Origin of the sequence: [Clostridium] colinum (assembly GCF_940677205.1) — a bacterium.
Classification (GTDB): Bacteria; Bacillota; Clostridia; order Lachnospirales; family CAG-274; genus Tyzzerella; species Tyzzerella colina.
Genome location: NZ_OW712331.1, coordinates 1,612,321 through 1,632,794, shown reverse-complemented (window position 1 = coordinate 1,632,794; position 20,474 = coordinate 1,612,321). Strand labels below are relative to the sequence as shown.

The 20,474-nt window shown below is 25.8% G+C and carries 17 protein-coding genes, 1 other RNA gene and 1 pseudogene; 15 read left to right on the top strand and 4 right to left on the bottom strand.

Features of this window, described 5'->3' with window-relative positions; genetic code table 11:
- Positions 1 to 2 precede the first annotated feature (2 nt).
- The 9 genes from NBW53_RS08005 (at position 3) to spoIIID (ending at position 11,965) form a co-directional block, all read left to right on the top strand.
- Complete coding sequence (locus tag NBW53_RS08005; RefSeq protein WP_250277751.1) at positions 3 to 1,226, top strand: BaiN/RdsA family NAD(P)/FAD-dependent oxidoreductase; 1,224 nt, start codon at positions 3 to 5, stop codon at positions 1,224 to 1,226.
- A gap of 9 nt (positions 1,227 to 1,235) precedes the next feature.
- On the top strand, positions 1,236 to 2,267 hold the full coding sequence (cmk, locus tag NBW53_RS08000) for a (d)CMP kinase (RefSeq protein WP_250277750.1): 1,032 nt from the start codon (positions 1,236 to 1,238) through the stop codon (positions 2,265 to 2,267).
- A gap of 8 nt (positions 2,268 to 2,275) precedes the next feature.
- Positions 2,276 to 2,863 carry a lysophospholipid acyltransferase family protein gene (locus tag NBW53_RS07995; RefSeq protein ID WP_250277749.1) on the top strand — a complete coding sequence of 196 codons (588 nt, stop codon included), beginning with the start codon at positions 2,276 to 2,278 and terminating at the stop codon, positions 2,861 to 2,863.
- A complete protein-coding gene (locus NBW53_RS07990; protein WP_250277748.1) occupies positions 2,850 to 4,784 on the top strand; it encodes a bifunctional 4-hydroxy-3-methylbut-2-enyl diphosphate reductase/30S ribosomal protein S1 in 1,935 nt (644 codons plus the stop codon). Before NBW53_RS07995 ends, NBW53_RS07990 begins: the two co-directional genes overlap by 14 nt.
- Before the next feature lie 233 nt (positions 4,785 to 5,017).
- Positions 5,018 to 5,947 carry an HTH domain-containing protein gene (locus NBW53_RS07985; protein ID WP_250277747.1) on the top strand — a complete coding sequence of 310 codons (930 nt, stop codon included), beginning with the start codon at positions 5,018 to 5,020 and terminating at the stop codon, positions 5,945 to 5,947.
- Positions 5,948 to 6,180: 233 nt separating this feature from the next.
- Positions 6,181 to 6,912, top strand: a complete 732-nt coding sequence (locus NBW53_RS07980) for a MurR/RpiR family transcriptional regulator (RefSeq protein WP_250277746.1) — start codon at positions 6,181 to 6,183, stop codon at positions 6,910 to 6,912.
- A 136-nt stretch (positions 6,913 to 7,048) separates the two neighbouring features.
- Positions 7,049 to 8,959, top strand: coding sequence for a PTS 2-O-a-mannosyl-D-glycerate transporter subunit IIABC (gene mngA, locus NBW53_RS07975; protein WP_250277745.1), 1,911 nt, complete (start codon positions 7,049 to 7,051; stop codon positions 8,957 to 8,959).
- Positions 8,960 to 8,974: 15 nt separating this feature from the next.
- Positions 8,975 to 11,590, top strand: coding sequence for a mannosylglycerate hydrolase (gene mngB, locus NBW53_RS07970; RefSeq protein WP_250277744.1), 2,616 nt, complete (start codon positions 8,975 to 8,977; stop codon positions 11,588 to 11,590).
- 105 nt (positions 11,591 to 11,695) lie between these two features.
- Complete coding sequence (gene spoIIID / locus NBW53_RS07965) at positions 11,696 to 11,965, top strand: sporulation transcriptional regulator SpoIIID (protein ID WP_250277743.1); 270 nt, start codon at positions 11,696 to 11,698, stop codon at positions 11,963 to 11,965.
- 78 nt (positions 11,966 to 12,043) lie between these two features.
- Here the strand turns inward: spoIIID and NBW53_RS07960 are convergent, their stop codons facing one another.
- From NBW53_RS07960 to ssrS, 4 genes and pseudogenes are all read right to left on the bottom strand, one after another.
- Positions 12,044 to 12,454: an MATE family efflux transporter gene (locus NBW53_RS07960; protein WP_250277742.1), complete on the bottom strand. Its 411-nt coding sequence runs from the start codon at positions 12,452 to 12,454 to the stop codon at positions 12,044 to 12,046.
- Positions 12,455 to 12,479: 25 nt separating this feature from the next.
- A complete protein-coding gene (locus tag NBW53_RS10215) occupies positions 12,480 to 12,836 on the bottom strand; it encodes a hypothetical protein (protein ID WP_456300777.1) in 357 nt (118 codons plus the stop codon).
- Between the two features lie 60 nt (positions 12,837 to 12,896).
- Positions 12,897 to 13,282: pseudogene (locus tag NBW53_RS10210) on the bottom strand (MATE family efflux transporter); the annotation flags it as partial.
- 265 nt (positions 13,283 to 13,547) lie between these two features.
- A non-coding RNA gene (ssrS, locus tag NBW53_RS07950) (6S RNA) lies at positions 13,548 to 13,737 on the bottom strand.
- 287 nt (positions 13,738 to 14,024) lie between these two features.
- On the opposite strand from ssrS, the gene murA reads away from it, so the two are divergent.
- The 6 genes from murA (at position 14,025) to NBW53_RS07920 (ending at position 20,471) form a co-directional block, all read left to right on the top strand.
- A complete protein-coding gene (gene murA / locus NBW53_RS07945) occupies positions 14,025 to 15,290 on the top strand; it encodes a UDP-N-acetylglucosamine 1-carboxyvinyltransferase (RefSeq protein WP_250277741.1) in 1,266 nt (421 codons plus the stop codon).
- Between the two features lie 132 nt (positions 15,291 to 15,422).
- The gene (locus NBW53_RS07940; protein ID WP_250277740.1) at positions 15,423 to 16,382 is read left to right on the top strand and encodes an alpha/beta hydrolase; all 960 of its coding nucleotides are present in this window, start codon (positions 15,423 to 15,425) and stop codon (positions 16,380 to 16,382) included.
- Between the two features lie 108 nt (positions 16,383 to 16,490).
- Entirely contained in the window at positions 16,491 to 16,931 is a 441-nt protein-coding gene (tsaE, locus tag NBW53_RS07935; RefSeq protein WP_250277739.1) for a tRNA (adenosine(37)-N6)-threonylcarbamoyltransferase complex ATPase subunit type 1 TsaE, read from the top strand.
- Positions 16,912 to 17,613, top strand: coding sequence for a tRNA (adenosine(37)-N6)-threonylcarbamoyltransferase complex dimerization subunit type 1 TsaB (tsaB, locus tag NBW53_RS07930; protein ID WP_250277738.1), 702 nt, complete (start codon positions 16,912 to 16,914; stop codon positions 17,611 to 17,613). The genes tsaE and tsaB overlap by 20 nt, the downstream gene beginning before the upstream one ends.
- Positions 17,613 to 18,053, top strand: coding sequence for a ribosomal protein S18-alanine N-acetyltransferase (gene rimI, locus NBW53_RS07925; RefSeq protein WP_250277737.1), 441 nt, complete (start codon positions 17,613 to 17,615; stop codon positions 18,051 to 18,053). Before tsaB ends, rimI begins: the two co-directional genes overlap by 1 nt.
- A 30-nt stretch (positions 18,054 to 18,083) precedes the next feature.
- Positions 18,084 to 20,471 (top strand): Lon protease family protein, encoded by a 2,388-nt coding sequence (locus NBW53_RS07920; RefSeq protein WP_250277736.1) that lies wholly within the window; start codon positions 18,084 to 18,086, stop codon positions 20,469 to 20,471.
- Positions 20,472 to 20,474 lie beyond the last annotated feature (3 nt).

The following is a 20,474-nucleotide window of genomic DNA, read 5'->3' as shown; positions in this document are numbered from 1 at the left end:
ATATGAAAAATACAATAGTTATAGGGGGAGGGCCAGCTGGTATGATAGCCAGTGGCTTTGCCGCTAAAAATAGTAATGTTATACTTTTTGAAAAAAACAAAAAATTAGGAAGAAAACTTTTTATAACAGGCAAAGGAAGATGTAATCTTACTAACGCTTGTGATGTTGAAGAGCTTATACAAAATACTATTGGAAATCCATACTTTTTGTATAGTGCTTTTTATACATTTGATAGCTATGCTACAATGAACTTTTTTGAAGAATTAGGAGTAAAAGTAAAAGTAGAAAGAGGTAACAGAGTTTTTCCAGTTTCTGAAAAGTCTAGTGATATAGTTAAGGCACTTACTAGATTTATGGAAAATAATAAAGTTGATATTAGATTAAATTCTAAAGTTGAAGACTTAATATTAAAAGATAATAAAATAGTTAAAGCTATTGTTAATGGTGAAGAGATAGATGTAGAAAATGTAATAATAGCAACAGGTGGTTTATCATACCCAGTTACAGGGTCTGACGGGGACGGATATAAATTTGCTAAAAAAATGGGACATAAAGTTACTAAATTATATCCTTCTTTAGTTCCACTTAAAATGAAAGAAAAATGGTGTCAAGACTTACAAGGGCTTAGCCTAAAAAATGTGGAATTACATATTTTTGTAGATAATAAAAATGTTTATCAAAATTTTGGAGAAATGATGTTTACTCATTTCGGTATAACAGGTCCATTAGTTTTAAAGGCTAGTAGAAGCCTTGTTGGAAAATATAATAGTAAGATAACAGGATATATAGATTTAAAACCGGCATTATCAGAAAAAGAGCTTGATAACAGAATTCTTAGAGATTTTGAAAAATTTATAAATAAAGACTTTAAAAATAGTTTAGATGAATTATTACCACAAAAAATTATACCAATAATTATAAAATTATCTAATATAGATGAAAATAAAAAGGTTAATTCTATTACAAAAAATGAAAGAAAAACTCTTTGTAATATTATAAAAAAACTACCTATAACAATAATAGGAGATAATGGATATAACGAAGCCGTTGTTACAGCAGGTGGTATTTGTGTAGATGAAATAGACCCAAGTACAATGAAATCTAAAATAATAGATAATTTGTACTTTGCAGGAGAAGTAATAGACGTAGATAGCTACACAGGAGGGTTTAATCTTCAAATAGCGTTTGCAACAGGTTATTTAGCTGGTAATAATATAAATAGTTAGGAGAAGTGTATGAATATTTATTCTATTAGAGGGGCTATAACGATAGAAGAAAATACAAAAGAAAATATTGTTATAAATACAGAAAAATTATTAAATGAGATAATAGAAAAAAATAAAATAGATAAATCAAATATTGTAAATATTATTTTTTCTGCAACAAAAGATATAACAAAAGCATATCCAGCTGTTGCAACAAGAAATATTGGTTTAACAGACTGTGCTATTATGTGTTTACAAGAGATGGAAGTAGAAGATAGCCTAAAAATGTGTATAAGAGTTATGATAACAGTAACAAATATAAATAAACAAGATTTAAAACACATATATTTAAAAGGGGCAAAAAAATTAAGACCAGATATAGCTTTAGATAATACTAATTTTACTGTGGCTATAGATGGTCCAGCAGGGTCTGGAAAAAGTACAGTTTCTAAGATTATATCTAAAGAGCTTAATTTTATATATGTAGACACAGGTGCTATGTTTAGAACAATAGCTTTATATTGTTTAAAAAATAACATAGATTATAATAATGAACAAAATGTTAGTATATCACTTGACAATATAGATATATCATTAAGCTTTGAAAATGGTATCCAACAAATATATTTAAATGATGAAAATGTTACTGAAAAAATAAGAACTCAAGAAATAGCTAAAGTTGCATCTATTATTGCAAAAATATTTTCTGTAAGAGAAAAGCTATTAAATATACAAAGAGAAATAGCTAAAAATAATAATGTTATAATGGATGGTAGAGATATTGGTACAAATGTTTTACCAGATGCTAATGTAAAAATATATTTAGATGCAGATATAGACGAACGAGCTAAAAGAAGATGTGAAGAATTAGCTATAAAAAATGAAGAATTTGAATATAATAAGGTTAGACAAGGTATAATAGATAGAGATAATGAAGATAAAAACAGAGCAATATCTCCTCTAAAAAAAGCAGATGATGCCATAACTATTAATACAACTAACCTTTCAATATATGAAGTTTCCGATTTAATTATAAAAATAATAAAAGATAATATAAAGTAGGTGAAGATATGTTTTATTATATGGCAATGGTTGGTCTTATAATCTACACTAGACTAAAATTTAAAGTAACAGTAAAGGGCAAAGAAAATGTACCAAAAAAGGGTGGTGTAATATTTTGTTCAAACCATTCTAGCAACTTTGACCCAGTTATTGTATGTAGCAGTATAAATAGAAAAATACACTATTTTGCAAAAAAAGAGCTTTTTGCAACTAAGTTTAAAAACTTTTGGATGCATCAGTTAGCAGCTTTTCCAGTTGATAGGGAAGGAACAGACATAAATGCACTAAAATTTAGTATAAATCTTTTAAAAAATGGAGGAGCTTTAGGTATTTTTGCTCAAGGAACAAGGGTTAAAGAAGGTGAAAGCGCCGAAGCTAAAAATGGTGTATCACTATTTGCTTTAAAAAGTGGTGTAGATGTTGTACCTATTGGTATTACGGCCAATTATCAAAATAAAGGTAAAGTAATAGTTAATATAGGTAAGCCTATTTCTTTTGAAAAATATAAAGGGCAAAAACCAAAAACAGAGCTTTTAAATAAAATGACAGAAGAAATTATGCTAGAAATAGAAAAACTAATAGATGAAAACAAATGATATAGAAAGGGAAAAAATGGAAATAATACTTGCGAAATCTGCTGGTTTTTGCTTTGGGGTAAAATTGGCAGTAGACTGTGTGTATGATAAATCAAAAAATGATAAAATATATACATATGGACCTATTATACACAATAAAAATGTAGTAAAAGACCTTGAAAAACAAAATGTAGAAATAATAGAAACATTAGAAAATGATATAAATGGTAAGGTAATAATACGTTCTCACGGTGTACCGCCTAGTGTATATAAATTATTAGAACAAAAAAATATAGAATATATAGACTGTACTTGTCCATTTGTAAAAAAAATTCATAAAATTGTTGATGAAAATTATAAAAATGGTAAAAATATTATAATTATAGGTAATAAAAATCATCCAGAAGTAATAGGAATAAATGGTTTTTGTGATAATACAGCTTTAATAGCAAATAGTATAGAAGAATTTAATAAATTAAATATAGAAAAAGACAAAGACTATATATTAGTTTCTCAAACTACTTTTGATATTACAACTTTTCAAAAGCTATTAGATATAATAGACAATGATAAAATAAAAGTATTTAATACTATATGTAATGCTACTAATGAAAGACAAAAAGAGGCTTTAGAATTATCTAAGAAAGTAGATTATATGATAGTTTTGGGTGATAATAATAGCTCAAATACACAAAAATTGTTTGAAATTTGCAAAAAAAATTGTGAAAATACTTATTTATGTGAAAGTATTAAAGATTTACAGTTGAATATTTTGAAAAAAAATGTTAAAATTGGTATAACTGCTGGTGCATCAACACCACCAGCTATAATAAAGGAGGCTTTAAATAAAATGAGTGAAATGGAAAATATGTCTTTTGAAGAAATGTTAAATGAAAGTTTTAAAACATTACATAGTGGTAATGTTGTAAAAGGAAGTGTCATAAGAGTTACAGACAATGAAGTGTTTGTAAACCTTGGATATAAAGCAGATGGTGTTATAGAAAAATCAGAATTTTCTAACGACCCTAATGTAGATTTAAAAAGCGAAGTTTCTGTTGGCGACGAAATAGATGTATTTGTTGTAAAAGTAAATGATGGAGACGGAAATGTAGTTTTATCTAGAAAAAGATTAGAAATGAGCAAAGGCTTTGAAGAATTAGAAGAAGCATTTAATAATAAAACAGTATTAAAAGGAAAAATAGTAGATGTTATAAAAGGTGGACTTATAGCTAATATTAATAATGTTAGAGTATTTGTTCCTTCTTCACAAATATCAAATAAATTTGTTCAAGATTTAAATAGCTTTAAAGGCCAAGAGCTTGACTTTAACATTATAGAATTTAACAAAGCTAAACGTCGTATAATAGCTGGTAGAAGAGAGCTTGTTCAAGCTATGGAAGATGAAGCTAAAGCTAAAGTTTATGATAATATTAAAGTTGGCGATAAAATAGAAGGTAATGTTAGCCGTATTGTAGATTTTGGTGCATTTGTAGACCTTGGTGGTGTAGATGGTCTTATCCATATATCTGAACTTTCTTGGGGAAGAGTTAAAAAAGTTAGTGATGTATTAAAAGAAGGCGATAAAGTTACTGTATATGTTTTAGAAGTAGATAAAGATAAAAATAAAATTTCTCTTTCTTTAAAAGACGCAGAAAAAAATCCTTGGGTTTTAGTTAAAGACAAATATAAAATCTCAGACATAGTAGAAGGTAAAGTTGTACGTATTGTAGATTTTGGTGCATTTGTAGAGTTAGAAGAAGGCGTAGATGGTCTTGTTCATATATCACAAATTTGTCAAAAACATATTGCAAAACCAGAAGAAGCCTTATCTATTGGTCAAGTTGTTAAAGCTAAAATTACTGAAATAGATGCAGATAATAAAAAAATTAGCTTAAGCATTAAAGAAGTTGATAGCTTAAAAGATGAAAATAACGAAGAATAATAAAAATTTTTAAATTTATAATATGAACAAAGATAAAATATTATTTTATCTTTGTTTTTACTATGTTTAAGATTAATTTGAATATTTATAAGATTAATAATAAAAAAATATATTTATAATCTTTAGTTATAGTATTAAAAATTAATAGTTTAAAATATAAATATATTTTATTTATGTTTAGTATTATTTTTATGATTATAATGTTATAAAATACTATTATTAGAGGTGATTTTTTGAAAAAATATACGTTTTTAAATTTAGCAACAGATATTTTAGAAAAATCTGATAAGCCTTTAACCACTATTGAAATATTAGAAAAATCTAAAAAAGAAGGACTATTTGATAAGGTTGGAAGCAATGGTTTAACCCCAGAAAAAACTTTATCAGCACAATTAGTTAGTGATATTAAAAAAAATGAAAATAGTAAATTTATAAAGGTTGATAGAGGATTATATTTTTTAAAAGATAAAAAAATTGATAAAAATATTAATTGTGATATAGACATAGAAAGTAATGAAAAAAATAAATTTAATGAAAGAGAGTTACATTTATTATTATCTACATTTGTAAATTTAGATGAACATTTTAAATGTTATACAAAAACTATATATCATGAAAAATCTAAAAAAGATAAAAAAGGTTATAATAAATGGTTACATCCAGATATTGTAGGGGTATATTTTCCTTTTGAAGATTATGATGATGCTACATTAAAAATACAGTCGGATTTTAAACAGAATACATATAAATTATACTCATTTGAATTAAAAATAGATTTAAATTTTAGTAATTTAAGAGAATATTATTTTCAAGCAGTATCAAATTCGAGTTGGGCTAATGAAGGATATTTAGTAGTATTAAAGATGAGTAAAGAAGAATGTCTTATTGATGAGCTTAGAAGATTAAATAATGCTTTTGGTATAGGTATAATTGAGTTAAACCCTGAAAATATTTATGAAAGTGAAATAATTTTACCAGCTAAAGAAAAAGTTAATCTAGATTGGGATACAATAGATAGATTAGTTTGTGAAAATAATGATTTTAAAGATTTTATTAATAATATTTTAGAAGATATAAAACTTAAAAAAATTAAAAGTAAATATGATAGAGTAAAGACAGATGAAGAAATAAGAGAATATTCTAAAGAAAAAGGGATAATTTAAAATTTTTATATAATAAATATATTATACTTTATAAAAAGTGGGGTTGAGATGGCTAGTTTTATTATTAATAAAAATATAAATATTAGAAAAATAGTAAAAAGTATTTGATTTATATATAGTTGTATTAAAATATAAGACTTTAAGATTATAATATAAAAAATGAAAGTTGCTTATTTTTAAACAATTTGTTATAATTTATAAAAAATTAACAAGCTAACTTTTGAGGAGTTATTATGGTATTTGAAGATAGAATACAAAAATACAAAAATAAACTTAATAACACAGAAAATATAATTGTGGACTATATATTAAAAAATAAAAATGAAGTTTGTAAATTGACGGTAAAAGAGCTTGCATCAAAATTATATTTAGCACCCAATAGTATTATGCGATTTTGTAAAAAGTTAAATTATACTGGTTTTTCTGAAATGAAAATATTATTAAAAGAAGAAATAGACAAAAGATATATAAGAACAAAAAATAATAGTCTAGAAGATAGTATTTTTAACACAATAAACCTAATAGATAAAGATATAATTGAAAAAACAGCATATTTATTAAAAAAATCTAAAGAAATAATTATATATGGTAAAGGTCAAAATATTTTAATAGCAGAAATTTTTTACAAAGAGTTAAAAATAGTATTAAATAGTGTATTATTTTTTAATCAAAGACATGAATTAATATATAAGATACACGAATTAAATAAAAATGCAACTATTTTTCTTATAAGTCAAAGCGGAGAAACACAAGAGTTAATAGAAATTGCACAAATTGCAAAGCAAAAAGAATGTAACATAATATCATTAACTAATATTGGTAAAAATACTTTACAAACTATGTCAGATATAAATTTATATTGTTATTCACAAATCATAAGTTTAAATAATTATGAAATACAGAACAATATTTCTTTTCTTATCATATTAAGAGCTATATTAGAAAAGGTTATATTAATTGTGTAAAAATACACAAATAATCTTAAAATGTTTTTATTGTTGTATATATATAATAAAAACATTTTTTTTTATTACAAATAATATTTTTTGTAATAATATAACAATATAAATATAAAAAATATTATTTTAGGAGGAAATAGTTATGAGGTTAAGTGATATTACAAATGAAAATCTTGTATTTATTAACCAAAAAATTAAAACTAAAAAAGAAGCTATAGAATTTTTGGTTAATAAGCTAGATGAAAGCGGAAAATTACATTCTAAAGAAGAATATCTAAAGGCAGTATTACACAGAGAAACTCTTTCACCAACAGGGTTTGAAGGTGGACTGGCAATACCTCACGGCAAATCCAATGCAGTAAAAGAAGCATCTTTTGCTGTTATGACAGTTGATGGAGCTATTGATGATTGGGAAAGTCTAGACCCAAATAATTGTGTAAATTTAATATTTTTACTTGCTATACCAGAAAGTGAAGCAGGTGATACACATCTTAGAGTTTTATCAGAGCTTGTAACAAGGCTATCTAATGAAAACTATAAAAATAATTTATTAAAATCCAAAACTCCAAAAGAATTATATGAAAAAATAGATGAAGATAAAAAAGAAGAAGTTGTAGAAAATATACAAAAGCTAAATAAAACAATACTTGCTATAACAGCTTGCCCTGCTGGTATTGCACATACTTATATGGCGGCAGATGCTCTTGTAAAAGCAGGAAAAAAATTAGGAGTAGATGTTTATGTAGAAAAGCAAGGTGCAAATGGAATAGAAGACCAACATACTCCAGATTTAATAAAAAAAGCAGATGCAATAATATATGCAACAGATGTAGCACCAAAAAATACAGAAAGATTTAATCATCTTCCTAGCCTTAAAACAGCAGTTGCACAACCTTTAAAAAGAGGCGAAGAGCTTATAAAAGAAGTCTTAGAAATAGCAGAAAAACAAGGTAAAGGAGAATATATAGAAACAACAAATATAGAAGAAACAAATAAATCATCTTTTAAAAAAGACATAAAATCGGCAATACTTACAGGTGCATCCTATATAATACCTATAATAGTAGCAGGTGGGATGATACTTGCAGCGGCAGTTTTAATATCTCAAGCTTTTGGGCTACAAGAGTTATATAACCAAGAAGGTTCTTGGCTTTGGCAACTTAGAAAGCTATCTGGTGGTATGTTAGGCACATTAATGACACCAGTACTTGTAGCTTATATGTCATATTCTTTAGCAGAAAAACCTGGGCTTGGACCTGGATTTGCAGCTGGTATAGCCGCAGATTTAATAGGAAGCGGTTTCCTTGGAGGTATGGTTGGCGGTTTAGTAGCAGGTTATACAATTAGGCTATTAAAAAAATATATACCAGCAAAAGGTACTCTTGCAGGATTTGTTAGTTTTTGGGTTTATCCTGTTTTTGGCTCACTTATAGTAGGATGTATAATGTTATTTTTAATAGGAAAACCTATTGCATTTTTAAATAATTCTTTAATAGACTGGTTAAATGGGTTAACAGGTGTTAATGCAATAATTTTAGGAGCTATTATTGGAGCTATGGTTTCTTTTGACTTGGGAGGACCTATAAATAAAGCGGCTTATACATTTGCTATTGGCTCTATTGCAAGTGGTAATTTTGTTCCTTATGCAGTTTTTGCATCTGTAAAAATGGTTTCTGCTTTTGGTATTACATTTGCAACTCTTTTTAATAAAAAAATATTTACTGATTCTGAAAAAGAAATTGGTAAACAAACGTGGATATTAGGTCTTGCAGGTATAACAGAAGGTGCAATACCTTTTATGATAGAAGACCCTATAAGAGTTATACCATCGTTAGTTACAGGGTCTGCCGTTACAGGAGCTATTGTTGCATATTTTAACATTGGGCTTCAAGTTCCAGGTGCTGGTATATTTTCTTTAGCACTTTTAGAAAGTAATATGTCTACTTTATTAGAAGCTTCTATATGGTTTTTTTCAGCAGTAATAGGTGCAATAATATCAGCGATATTATTAATAATAACTAGAAAACAAAAAATGAAAAAAATTACACAATAAAAAGGGGGATAATTTATGAAAAAAGTACACATAGTTCCACATATGCATTGGGATAGAGAATGGTATTTTTCTACAGAAGAGTCTAGAATTTTACTTATAAATAATATGGAAGAAATTTTACATATGCTAGAGAATAATGATGATTATCCTTTTTATGTATTAGACGGTCAAACGGCAATTTTAGAAGATTATTTTGCTGTTAAGCCTGAAAATAAAGAGAGGATAAAAAAACTTGTTCAAAAAGGTAAATTAATAATAGGACCTTGGTATACACAAACAGATGAAATGGTAGTAGGTGGAGAGTCTATTGTAAGAAATTTATTATATGGTATAAAAGATTGTGAAGAGTTTGGTGATTATATGAAAATAGGTTATTTGCCAGATTCTTTTGGGCAAACATCACAATTACCTCAAATATTAAATGGGTTTGATATAAAATATACTATGTTTTGGCGTGGTTGTTCTGAAAGAAAAGGAACTAATAAAACAGAATTTTATTGGCAATCAGATGATGGGTCTAAAGTGTTAGCACAGATTTTACCTTTAGGATATGCAATAGGTAAATATTTGCCATTAGAAGAAGAACATCTTAAAGCTAGAATGGATAAATATTTTCCTGTTCTTGAAAAAGGGGCAACTACAAAAAATTTAATATTGCCTAATGGGCACGACCAAATGCCTATACAAAAAAATATATTTGAAGTTATAGAAAAGCTTAAAAAATGTTATCCAGATAAAGAATTTTTCTTAAGTAGGTATGAAAATATATTTAACGAACTTGAAAAAAATGAAAATTTAGACACAATAAGTAGAGAATTTTTAGATGGCAAATATATGAGAGTGCATAGAAGTATTTTTTCTACAAGAATGGATATAAAAGCCCTAAATGCTAGGATAGAATCTAAAATAACTAACATTTTAGAGCCACTTGCAACACTTGCTTATAGCTTAGGGGTTGAATATCATCACGGTCTTATAGAGCTTATATGGAAAGAAATAATGAAAAATCATGCACATGATAGTATTGGTTGTTGTTGTTCTGATAAGGTTCATTATGAAATTTTAAATAGATTTATATTGGCTGAAGAAAAAACAGATAGATTAATAGATTTTTATAAAAGAAAAATAACAGATGCTATGGGCTTAGATATAACTCTTGATAAATTAGTAGTATTTAATTTATTGCCATATAAAAGAAAAGAAAAAGTAAGAGCTACTGTTATAACAAAAATGAAAAAATTTATGCTTTATGATGAAAACAATAAATATTTAGATTTTGACGTTATATATAAAGAGGAAATAGATGCAGGTATTATTGACAGACAAATAGTACATTATGGTGATTATGAACCATTTATGGAATATACATTAGAGTTTTTAGATGAAATACCGGCTATGGGATATAAGTGTTATTTTATAGAACAAAGTGAAAATATGAACGAAAATCAATATGAACAATATACAGAAGTAGATAATGATTTTTATAACATAACAGTAAATAAAAATGGTACATTAAAAATATATGATAAAAAATTAGATAAAATATTTGATAACGTATTACTTATAGAAAATGGAGCAGATGCAGGAGATGAATATGATTTTTCACCACTGGCTAATGAAAAACTTATTTTTAATAAAAATGTTAAAGCAAAATCAGAAATAACAAAAAATAGATTTAATAATACAATAAAAATAAGTTATAAGCTAGATGTTCCTAGTGATATAGAAAGTAGGAAAAAGGGTGATTTAAATAGCTATATAAATTTTGATATAGTAGTAGATATACCTAATGATAAACCTTTAATTGATGTAAAATTTGATATAACAAATAATGCAAAAGACCAAAGAACAAGAGTTTATATACCAACTAATATAGCAGCTAAATTTTCTATATCAGATAATCAGTTTGGATATATAAAAAGAGATGTAGTAGATGATGCTATAAATGTATGGGAAAAGGAAAACTGGAGTGAAAGACCAGATGCTATTTATCCTATGCTTACATTTGTTGGAGTTTGTAATGAAAACAGTGGCATAGCTATTTTTACAAATAGTACAAGAGAATTTGAAATAGTGGGGGATAAATATGACACAATAGCAATAACATTATTTAGAAGTGTTGGATTTTTAGGTAAAGAAGAATTAGTAAGACGTCCTGGTAGACCATCTGGTATAAAATTGCCTACACCAGATTCTCAAATGATAGGCAATATAAAAATAAATTTTGCAATTACAACACATAAAGGCGGTACATTTGAAGCTAAAATACCTGCATTTGCTAAAGAATATTTAACACCTTTAGTAACGTACAATAAAATGCCATATAATGCTATGAAATTAAATCAACCTGAAATTAATACACCTTATAGTTTTAGCTTGTTTGAAGCAGATAATAAAGACTTAGTATTAAGTATTGTTAAAAAAGCAGAAAAAGAAGATAAAGTTATAGTAAGAATGTATAATCCAAATGAAAAAATAAATAATACAAATTTAGTATTTAATAAAAGTATAAAATTAGCAGAAGAAGTTAATTTAAATGAAAAATATATTAAAAAAGCAGAAATTAAAGATAATATTATTTGTGTTGAATGTAATAAAAATAAACTTAAAAATATATCTGTAAAATTTTAAGTAAGTATAAAAAGTAAAAATATTTTTAATTAATTTAAATAAATGTAATAAAAAAATAGCTCCTTCATATAATTAAACAGGTTAGTTTTTAGGAGGAGTTCTTTTTTGAAACCTTATATTGAGCAAAGAGCCGTTGATGTGGCTAATTTTATTATAAATAAAAATGCAACTGTTAGAGAAACGGCTAAAAAATTTGGTATTAGTAAAAGTACTGTACATAAAGATGTTACAGAACGATTGTTAGCTATAAATCCAAACCTTGCTAATAAAGCTAAAAAGGTTTTAGATCTTAATAAGTCTGAAAGACATATAAGAGGTGGATTGGCAACTAAAGAAAAATATTTATCAAAAGGTGTTGGTATATATATAAAATAGTGTTTTTATATTAAATAAAAGTCTTTAAAGAGTTAATATATTCTTTAAAGACTTTTAAATTTATATTTAAATTTATATTTAATTTTTTAAGTTTATTTTTTTTGATAAAAAGATATATAATGTACAAGCTACAAAAACAGAAAATATATCAGCAAAAGGCTGTGCCCAAACAACACCATTTAAGCCAAAAAACATATTACCTATTATTATGGCAGGTACAAATGCAAACCCTTGCCTACAAAGAGAAACGGTAAGAGCAGCACCACCTTTACCCAAAGCTTGAAATGTAGACATAAGTATAAATTGTATACCAAGTATTGTGCAAGGAAACATACTAGCTTTTATAAAATATGAACCATAATCTACAACTTCTGGTGGGTTACTTAAAAATATCTTTACTATAGGTTCTGCAAATATAAATGTTACTAAAAATATAGTAGTACCAATAATTATAGACCATATCATAGCAAATTTTATAGCGTCAGTCATTCTTTTATAATTTTTTGAGGCAAAATTATAACCTATAAAAGGTTGAGAAACCTTGAGCTAAACCTAATAAAAGCATAATTGCTATTGTATTAACTCTACCAGATATACCAAGAGCAGAAACAACAGTATCACTATATGATGCTCCAAAATTGTTTAATAAGATATTAGCAGCACTTATTAATATAGTATTTATAGATACAGGAATGCCAATTGAAAATACATTTTTTATTATATTTAAATTAAATTTAAAATCTTTTATATTAATAGATAGACAAGTCTTTTTAAATAAGAAATAGTAAAAATAGTATATACAACTAGCTATATTACCTATAATAGTAGCTAAAGCAGCACCAGTTACTCCCATATCCATATTTAAAATCATAATAGGGTCTAATATAATGTTTAAAATCGTACCTATCATCATACCTATCATAGATTCTTTAGATGCACCTTCTGCCCTAACTATACCACTAAAAGCTGTTTGTAAACATATAAAAGGAGAGCCTATTGCTAAAATTATTAAATAAGATTTAACAAAGTTGTATGTATTTTCGCTAGTACCTAATAATATTAATAGTGGATTTATAAAAAATATAATACTAAATGTACATAGTAAACCAATAAATATAGAGGCATAACAACTAAATGAAGTAACAGTTTTGATTTTTTTATATCTTTTTCACCTAATAGTCTAGATACGTAGGAACCACCACCTATTGCAAAAATATTACCTAAAGACATAAGTAGCATAGATATAGGTAAACACAAAGTAACGGCAGCAACTTGATTTTGGTCTTTTGTTTGAGCCACAAAAAAAGTATCTGCCATATTATAAATGATATTTATAAGCATACCCAACATAGTAGGTAAGGCTAATTTAGATATTGCTTTAGGTATAGGATATTCTTCAAAAAGTTCTTTATTCATTTTTTCACCTCGTTAATATCGTTAAATTAATGTGAAATATAGATTTATTTTGGATTTTATTAAAATTATAATAGAAAAATAAAATAAAAAGATAAAAAATATAAAAATTTTTAATATTATTTAATTTTAAGAGTATTTAAAACAATAAAAAAGGCTATAAATAGCCTTTTTAACCAGAATGCCGGTGCCCTCTTTTGACACCTAGCTAGGCTAGGTGGGTTTCCGCATAAAAGAACTTTGCCTTCCTCTGCCCAAAGGGAATTAGCTTGAGGCCTGGCATTATTCTTTTAGATGTAGGAATCCCGTATAAGAAATGTAGGTTCAAAATAAAGGGTAAACGTACATCCCAGAAATACTTTACAAATATTATAATATATTATTTTATAAAAATCAATAATTTATTCTTGATAAATTCAAAAAATAATATATAAAATAATAATAATAATTTTATATATTTATATTAAATGTAATATTATTATATAAAATAACTAATACTTTTAATAAAAAAAATAATAAAAATTTATAATTATTGTTTATTTTTTATAATTATTATTTGAAATAATATTTTAATTAAATTTATGTTTTTTATTTTTTAAAAAGGGAAATATAAACATATATATTTTATACTTAAGAGGAGGACATAATGGAAAAATTTTTAGTAGAACAAAGTTTAAACATAAAAGGGGATGTATATATAGAAGGAGCTAAAAATTCTTGTTTACCTATATTAGCAGCATCTATACTATCAAATGGAAAAATAACTATAAAAAGAGTTCCTTTTTTATCAGATGTAAATGTAATGTGTAGCTTATTAGAAGATTTGGGTATAGGTTTAAAAAAAGATATAAAAAATAAAAGCTTAGATATAGATACAAGCAATATATTTAATAAAGATATTTGTTATGAGCTTGTAAAAAAGATTAGAGCTTCTTTTTTGTTAGCAGGACCTTTACTTGCTAGATTTGGTAAAGTATCTATACAAATGCCTGGAGGTTGTGCTATAGGCGTTAGACCTATTGATTTACATTTAAAAGGGTTTAAAGCTTTAGGAGCAGATATTACACAGGAGCATGGTATAATAGAAATAGAGGCAAAAAAAGGTCTTATTGGTACAGAAATATATTTAGATTTTCCTAGTGTTGGTGCAACAGAAAATATAATAATGGCAAGTGTATTGGCAAAGGGAGAAACTACAATATCTAATTGTGCAACAGAACCAGAGATTGTAGATTTAATAGATTTTTTAAATAAGATGGGTGCAGAAATAGAGGGTGGAGGAACAGAAACTATAAAAATAAAAGGAGTAGATAACCTTAATAATTGTACCCACACAATAATACCAGATAGAATAGAAGCTGGTACATTTTTAGTGTTAGGAGCAGCAACAAGAGGAGAAATTAATATTTTAGACATTAATTGTGAACACTTAAAAGCAGTAACATCTAAGCTAAAAGAAATAAATGTGGAAATAGAAGAAAAAGATAATAAAATAAAAGTTTTTGGTAAAAATATATTTAAAAATGTAGATATAAAAACTATGCCGTATCCAGGGTTTCCAACAGATATGCAACCACAATTTATGAGTTTTATGTGTATTAATAAAGGTACAAGTATTATAAATGAAACAATTTTTGAAAATAGATTTATGCACGTTTCTGAGCTAGGGCTTATGGGGGCTAATATTAAAGTAGAAGGTAATAGTGCAATAATAAATGGTGTAGATAAAATAACAGGCTCTAAAGTAAAAGCAACAGATTTAAGAGCAGGGGCTGCACTTATTATAGCAGGGTTATGTGCAGAAGGTATGACAGAAATAAGTGATATATATCATATAGAAAGAGGATATTACAATATAGAAGAAAAAATTAAAAATATAGGAGGTAAAATAAGAAAAATAAAAGATAACTAAAAAATTATTAGTTTTTATTGTATATTAGTATTTAAAAAAGATTTAATTATGCTATTTTGGATAATAATAAATTTATAAAATAATTAAAATAAAGAAATATTAGATATATAATAAAAAAACGAGGTGGTTATTTTGAAAAAAATAAAACATAAAGGTTTAATATATTTTTTATGTATAGCTATAGTATTATTTTTTAGAGAAATGTATTTTGCAGTAGCATATTTATATAACATATGCTTATCACGAACTAATAAAGTTGCTATGATGAAGTTATTAGATATAAAAAAGGAAACAAAAATTGTTTTAGATGATTTTGAAGAAGAAAAAGATAAAATAGAAAAATGGTTACAAAATACATTAGTTAAAGGATTAAAGATAAAGAGTTTTAAAAAGACAACATTATTTGCTGAATGGTTTATTAATAGTGGAAACAAATGGGTTATTGTTTTACACGGATACGGTGCTAACGGAAGACTTATGTATTATGTAGCTAGAAGATTTCATAAAAAAGGATATAATGTTTTAGTACCAGATTTAAGAGGACATGGTATTAGCGGTGGCAATTATGTTGGTATGGGTTGGCACGATAGATTAGATGTTATTAATTGGATAAAAGAAATTATAAAAATAGATAAAAATGCTAAAATAGTATTATATGGAGTTTCTATGGGAGCTAGCAGTATACTTATGGCTTCTGGAGAAAAGCTACCTAAAAATGTAAAATGTATTATATCAGATTGTGCTTTTACTTCGGCTTATGATATTTTCAAACATCAGCTAAAAAACTCTAAAAAAGTTCCTGTTTTACCTTTTATGTATATAATAAATATTTTATGTAAAATAAAAAATGGATATTCTTTAAAAAAGGCTTCGGCTATAAACCAAATAAAGAAAAACAAACTACCTATATTTTTTATACACGGAGCAATAGACAATTTTGTTCCTACACATATGGTTTTTGATTTATATAAATCGGCTAATTGTGAAAAAGAATTAATGATTGTAAATAACGCAGGCCATACTGTTTCTGAAATGGTAGAAAGAAAAATATACTGGCGTAGAGTATCATTATTTTTGGACAAATATTGTTAAACTATTAAAAATATGGTAAAATATTATATAAAATGACTTGATATATTTTTTATAATAAAACATATATTAAGTTAATTTTTAATAATTTATATATTAGGTTGGTTTATTATGAAAATAGAAGTTTTTTCTGAAAAAGAAACAAAAAACATAGCATATAATATGGCTAAAGAAGCTAAACAAGGTGATATATATTGCCTTTGTGGTGATTTAGGCACTGGTAAAACACAATTTAGTAAAGGATTTTCTAAAGGGCTTTTAATAGATGAGGATATTACAAGCCCTACATTTACTATTGTAAATGAATATAGTCAAGGAAGGTTACCATTTTATCATTTTGATGTGTATAGAATAAACGATATTGAAGAATTATACGACATAGGGTATGAAGAATATTTTTTTGGAAAAGGAGTTTGTCTTGTTGAATGGGCAGAGCTTATAAAAGATATTATACCTAGAAATGCTATATGGATAAAAATATCTAAAAATCTTGAAAAAGGAGAAGATTATAGAATAATAGAGGTGATTAAAAATGAATATACTAGCTATTGATACAAGCGGGATAGTAGCATCAGTTGCTATTGGAAATGATGAAAAAATATTAGGTGAAATAAATTTAAATTATAAACAAAACCATTCTGTAACGATTATGCCTATAATAGATAATCTTTTAAAAATGTTAGATATGGACATAAGTGATATAGACTATTTTGCTTTTTCAAGAGGACCGGGGTCTTTTACAGGTCTTAGGATAGGAGCCGCTACTATAAAAGCTATGGCACATACACTTGATAAAAAGATTATCCCTATATCAACATTAGAAGCTATGGCTTATAATATATTAGATACTAATAGATTTATTGTACCTATTATAGATGCTAAGGCAGAGAGAGTTTTTACTGCTATATATGAAAACAATAAAGGTTTATTAGAGCCTATTTTAAAAGAAGAAGCAACAACTATAAGAGAACTTTTACAATATATAGTAGATAATAATATAGAACCAGTATTTTTAGGAGATGGAGCTATAGCTTATAAAAATATTATAAAAGAATATTTTGAAGAAGATAGTTTTGCTCCTATATCTTTAAATATGCAAAGAGCAAGCTCTTTAGTAAGCCTTGCTATTTTATATGAAAAAGAGAATAAATATGTAGATTATAATAATTTAGAGATAGAATACCTTAGAAAACCACAAGCACAAAGAGAGCTAGAAGAAAGGGAAAACAAATAATGATACATATTTTAAAAATGACAACAGAACATATAAAAGATGTACATAAAATAGAGGAAGATTGCTTTTCTATACCTTGGAGTGAAAAATCTTTTTATGACGATCTTACTAAAAATAAAATGGCTATTTATATAGTAGCACAAAAAGATAATGAAATAATAGGATATGGCGGTATGTGGCACGTTATAAACGAAGGACATATCACAAATGTGGCCGTAAAAAAGGAACATAGAGGAAAAGGTGTAGGAGATAAAATAATAAATTCTCTTATAGATATAGCCAAGGAAAAAGAAATGATAGGTATAACACTTGAAGTTAGAGTAAGCAATAAAATAGCACAATCTATATATAAAAAAAATGGATTTGTTATGGAAGGTATAAGAAAAGAATATTATGATGATAACAGAGAAGATGCTATTGTTATGTGGAAACATTTATAAATATAAAAATAAAACTGGAGGTATTAATTTATGGTTAAAGAACTTAATTATAAAGAGCTTAAAGGTATATGTGATATAAAACTAATAGAAAAATATGAAAATATACAACCAGATAATAATATTATAGGACAAAAAAAAGCAATAGAAACTTTAGAATTTGGGCTTAATATAAAAAATAAAGGGTATAATATATATGTTAGTGGTCCTATTGGTGCTGGTAAAACTACATTTTCTAAAAAATATGCAGAAAAATATGCTATTAACCAAAAAACTCCAGATGATTTAGTATATGTTTATAACTTTCAAAATCCTAAATGCCCTAAAGCATTATTTTTAAAAGCAGGGCTTGGCAAAGAATTTAAACAAGATATAGATGATTTAATATATACTTTAAGTGTAGAAGTGCCAAAAGCATTTTCGTCTAAAGAATATGAAGATGAAAAAAATAAAATTATTAAAGATTATAATTTAAAAAGAGAAGATATTATAAAAAAAATTACAGAATTAGCTAAAGAAAAGGACTTTGGTATAAAAAATTCTAACACAGGTATATATTTTATGCCTATTATAGACGGAGTAACCATATCTGAAGAAGAATATGAAGACCTAGAAGAAGAAACAAAAAATATTATAAATAAAAAATCAGATGAATTGCAAGAAGATTCAAAAAAAACAATGAAACTTATAAAAGACATAGAAAAAACTACTAAAAAACATATAGAAAATATGGAATATAATTTAAGTTTATTTACCGTAGGTTACTATATAAATCCAGTACAATATAAATATAAAGATAATAAAAATGTTACACAATATTTAAAAGAGTTAAAAGAAGACATAATAGATAATATAGATATTTTTTTAGAAGAAGACATAGAAGAAGATGAAAATATGCCTTTATTACCACTTTTTAATAAAAAAAATGACGAAGAGCTTTTTGCTAAATATAAAGTAAATCTTATAGTTGATAATAGTAATCTTAAAGGAGCACCAGTTGTTGTAAGCTATAACCCTAGCTATACAAATTTAGTAGGTGAAGTAGAGTTTGAAAGCGAAATGGGAAATTTTACAACAGACTATATGAAAATAAAAGGAGGTATATTTCATAAAGCTAATGGAGGATATTTAATATTACATATAGATGATATTTTAAAAAATACATATTCTTTAGAAACTATTGTAAGAGCTTTAAAAACAGAACAAGTTTGCATAGAGCCTTTAAAAGAATATCAGTTAGGCGGAATAGCTATTACTACCATAAAACCAGAGCCTACCCCAATAAATTTAAAAATAATACTTATAGGGTCTAGTTATTATTATGATGTACTATCTGAATATGAAGAAGATTTTTTAAAACTTTTTAAAATACATTCTATATTTGATTATGAAATGGACAATAATGAAGAAAATATTATTGAAATAATAAAATTTGTAAAAAACTTTGAAAAAGAACAAAATAGTTTAAACTTTGAAAAAACAGCTATAAAATCTTTAATTGAATATATCATAAGATTATCTGGGAGAAAAGATAAATTTACTACAAAATTTAATAATATAATGGAAATTTTAATAGAAGCTAATCAATGGGCTAAAATGGATAATGCCAATGTAGTTTGTAAAAAATATATTAAAAAAGCTATAGATAAAAAAATAGATTTTATAAATCTTTATGAGAAAAAATACGAAGATATGATAATAGAAAATGACATTATGATAAATACAGAAGGTGAAGAAATAGGACAGATAAATGGATTAGCCGTTTTAGACTATGGTAGCTATAGCTTTGGAAAGCCTACCAAAATAACTGCAACAACTTATGTTGGAAAAGCAGGTATTGTAAATATAGAAAAAGAAGCAGAGCTAAGCGGAAGTATACACAATAAAGGTATGCAAGTAATATGTGGATATCTTGGAAAAACTTATGCAAGTAACTTTCCATTAACTTTGTCTTGTAGAATATGTTTTGAGCAAAATTATAATGGTGTAGACGGGGATAGTGCATCTAGCACAGAACTTTATTCTATTATATCTAGCCTTTCTGATATGCCTATTAAACAAAGTATCGCAGTTACTGGAAGTGTAAACCAAATGGGAGAGATACAACCAATAGGTGGAGTTAATGAAAAAATAGAAGGCTTTTTTGATATATGTAATAGAAGAGGGCTAACAGGTGAGCAAGGTGTATTAATACCAGTACAAAATGTAAAAGAATTATGCTTAAAAGATGAAGTGATAGAGGCTGTTAAAAATGGTAAATTTCATATATATCCTATAAAAAATATAGATGAAGGTATATATATATTAATGGGACAAAAAGCAGGTAAAAAAAATAAAAATAATAATTTTACAAAGGATAGTATACATTTTAAAGCTATGAAAAAGCTACAATATTTTTATAAAAAAGGTAATGAACAATAATTA

Excerpts from the sequence above, each read along its gene's own strand:
- cmk (WP_250277750.1), top strand. The coding sequence starts at position 1,236 with ATGAATATTTATTCTATTAGAGGGGCTATAACGATAGAAGAAAATACA.
- NBW53_RS07995 (WP_250277749.1), top strand. The coding sequence starts at position 2,276 with ATGTTTTATTATATGGCAATGGTTGGTCTTATAATCTACACTAGACTA.
- mngB (WP_250277744.1), top strand. The coding sequence starts at position 8,975 with ATGAAAAAAGTACACATAGTTCCACATATGCATTGGGATAGAGAATGG.
- murA (WP_250277741.1), top strand. The coding sequence starts at position 14,025 with ATGGAAAAATTTTTAGTAGAACAAAGTTTAAACATAAAAGGGGATGTA.
- NBW53_RS07920 (WP_250277736.1), top strand. The coding sequence starts at position 18,084 with ATGGTTAAAGAACTTAATTATAAAGAGCTTAAAGGTATATGTGATATA.
- rimI (WP_250277737.1), top strand. The coding sequence starts at position 17,613 with ATGATACATATTTTAAAAATGACAACAGAACATATAAAAGATGTACAT.
- mngA (WP_250277745.1), top strand. The coding sequence starts at position 7,049 with ATGAGGTTAAGTGATATTACAAATGAAAATCTTGTATTTATTAACCAA.
- NBW53_RS10215 (WP_456300777.1), bottom strand. The coding sequence starts at position 12,836 with ATGATTTTAAATATGGATATGGGAGTAACTGGTGCTGCTTTAGCTACT.
- NBW53_RS08005 (WP_250277751.1), top strand. The coding sequence starts at position 3 with ATGAAAAATACAATAGTTATAGGGGGAGGGCCAGCTGGTATGATAGCC.
- NBW53_RS07990 (WP_250277748.1), top strand. The coding sequence starts at position 2,850 with ATGAAAACAAATGATATAGAAAGGGAAAAAATGGAAATAATACTTGCG.
- NBW53_RS07980 (WP_250277746.1), top strand. The coding sequence starts at position 6,181 with ATGGTATTTGAAGATAGAATACAAAAATACAAAAATAAACTTAATAAC.
- NBW53_RS07960 (WP_250277742.1), bottom strand. The coding sequence starts at position 12,454 with ATGACTGACGCTATAAAATTTGCTATGATATGGTCTATAATTATTGGT.
- tsaB (WP_250277738.1), top strand. The coding sequence starts at position 16,912 with ATGAATATACTAGCTATTGATACAAGCGGGATAGTAGCATCAGTTGCT.
- tsaE (WP_250277739.1), top strand. The coding sequence starts at position 16,491 with ATGAAAATAGAAGTTTTTTCTGAAAAAGAAACAAAAAACATAGCATAT.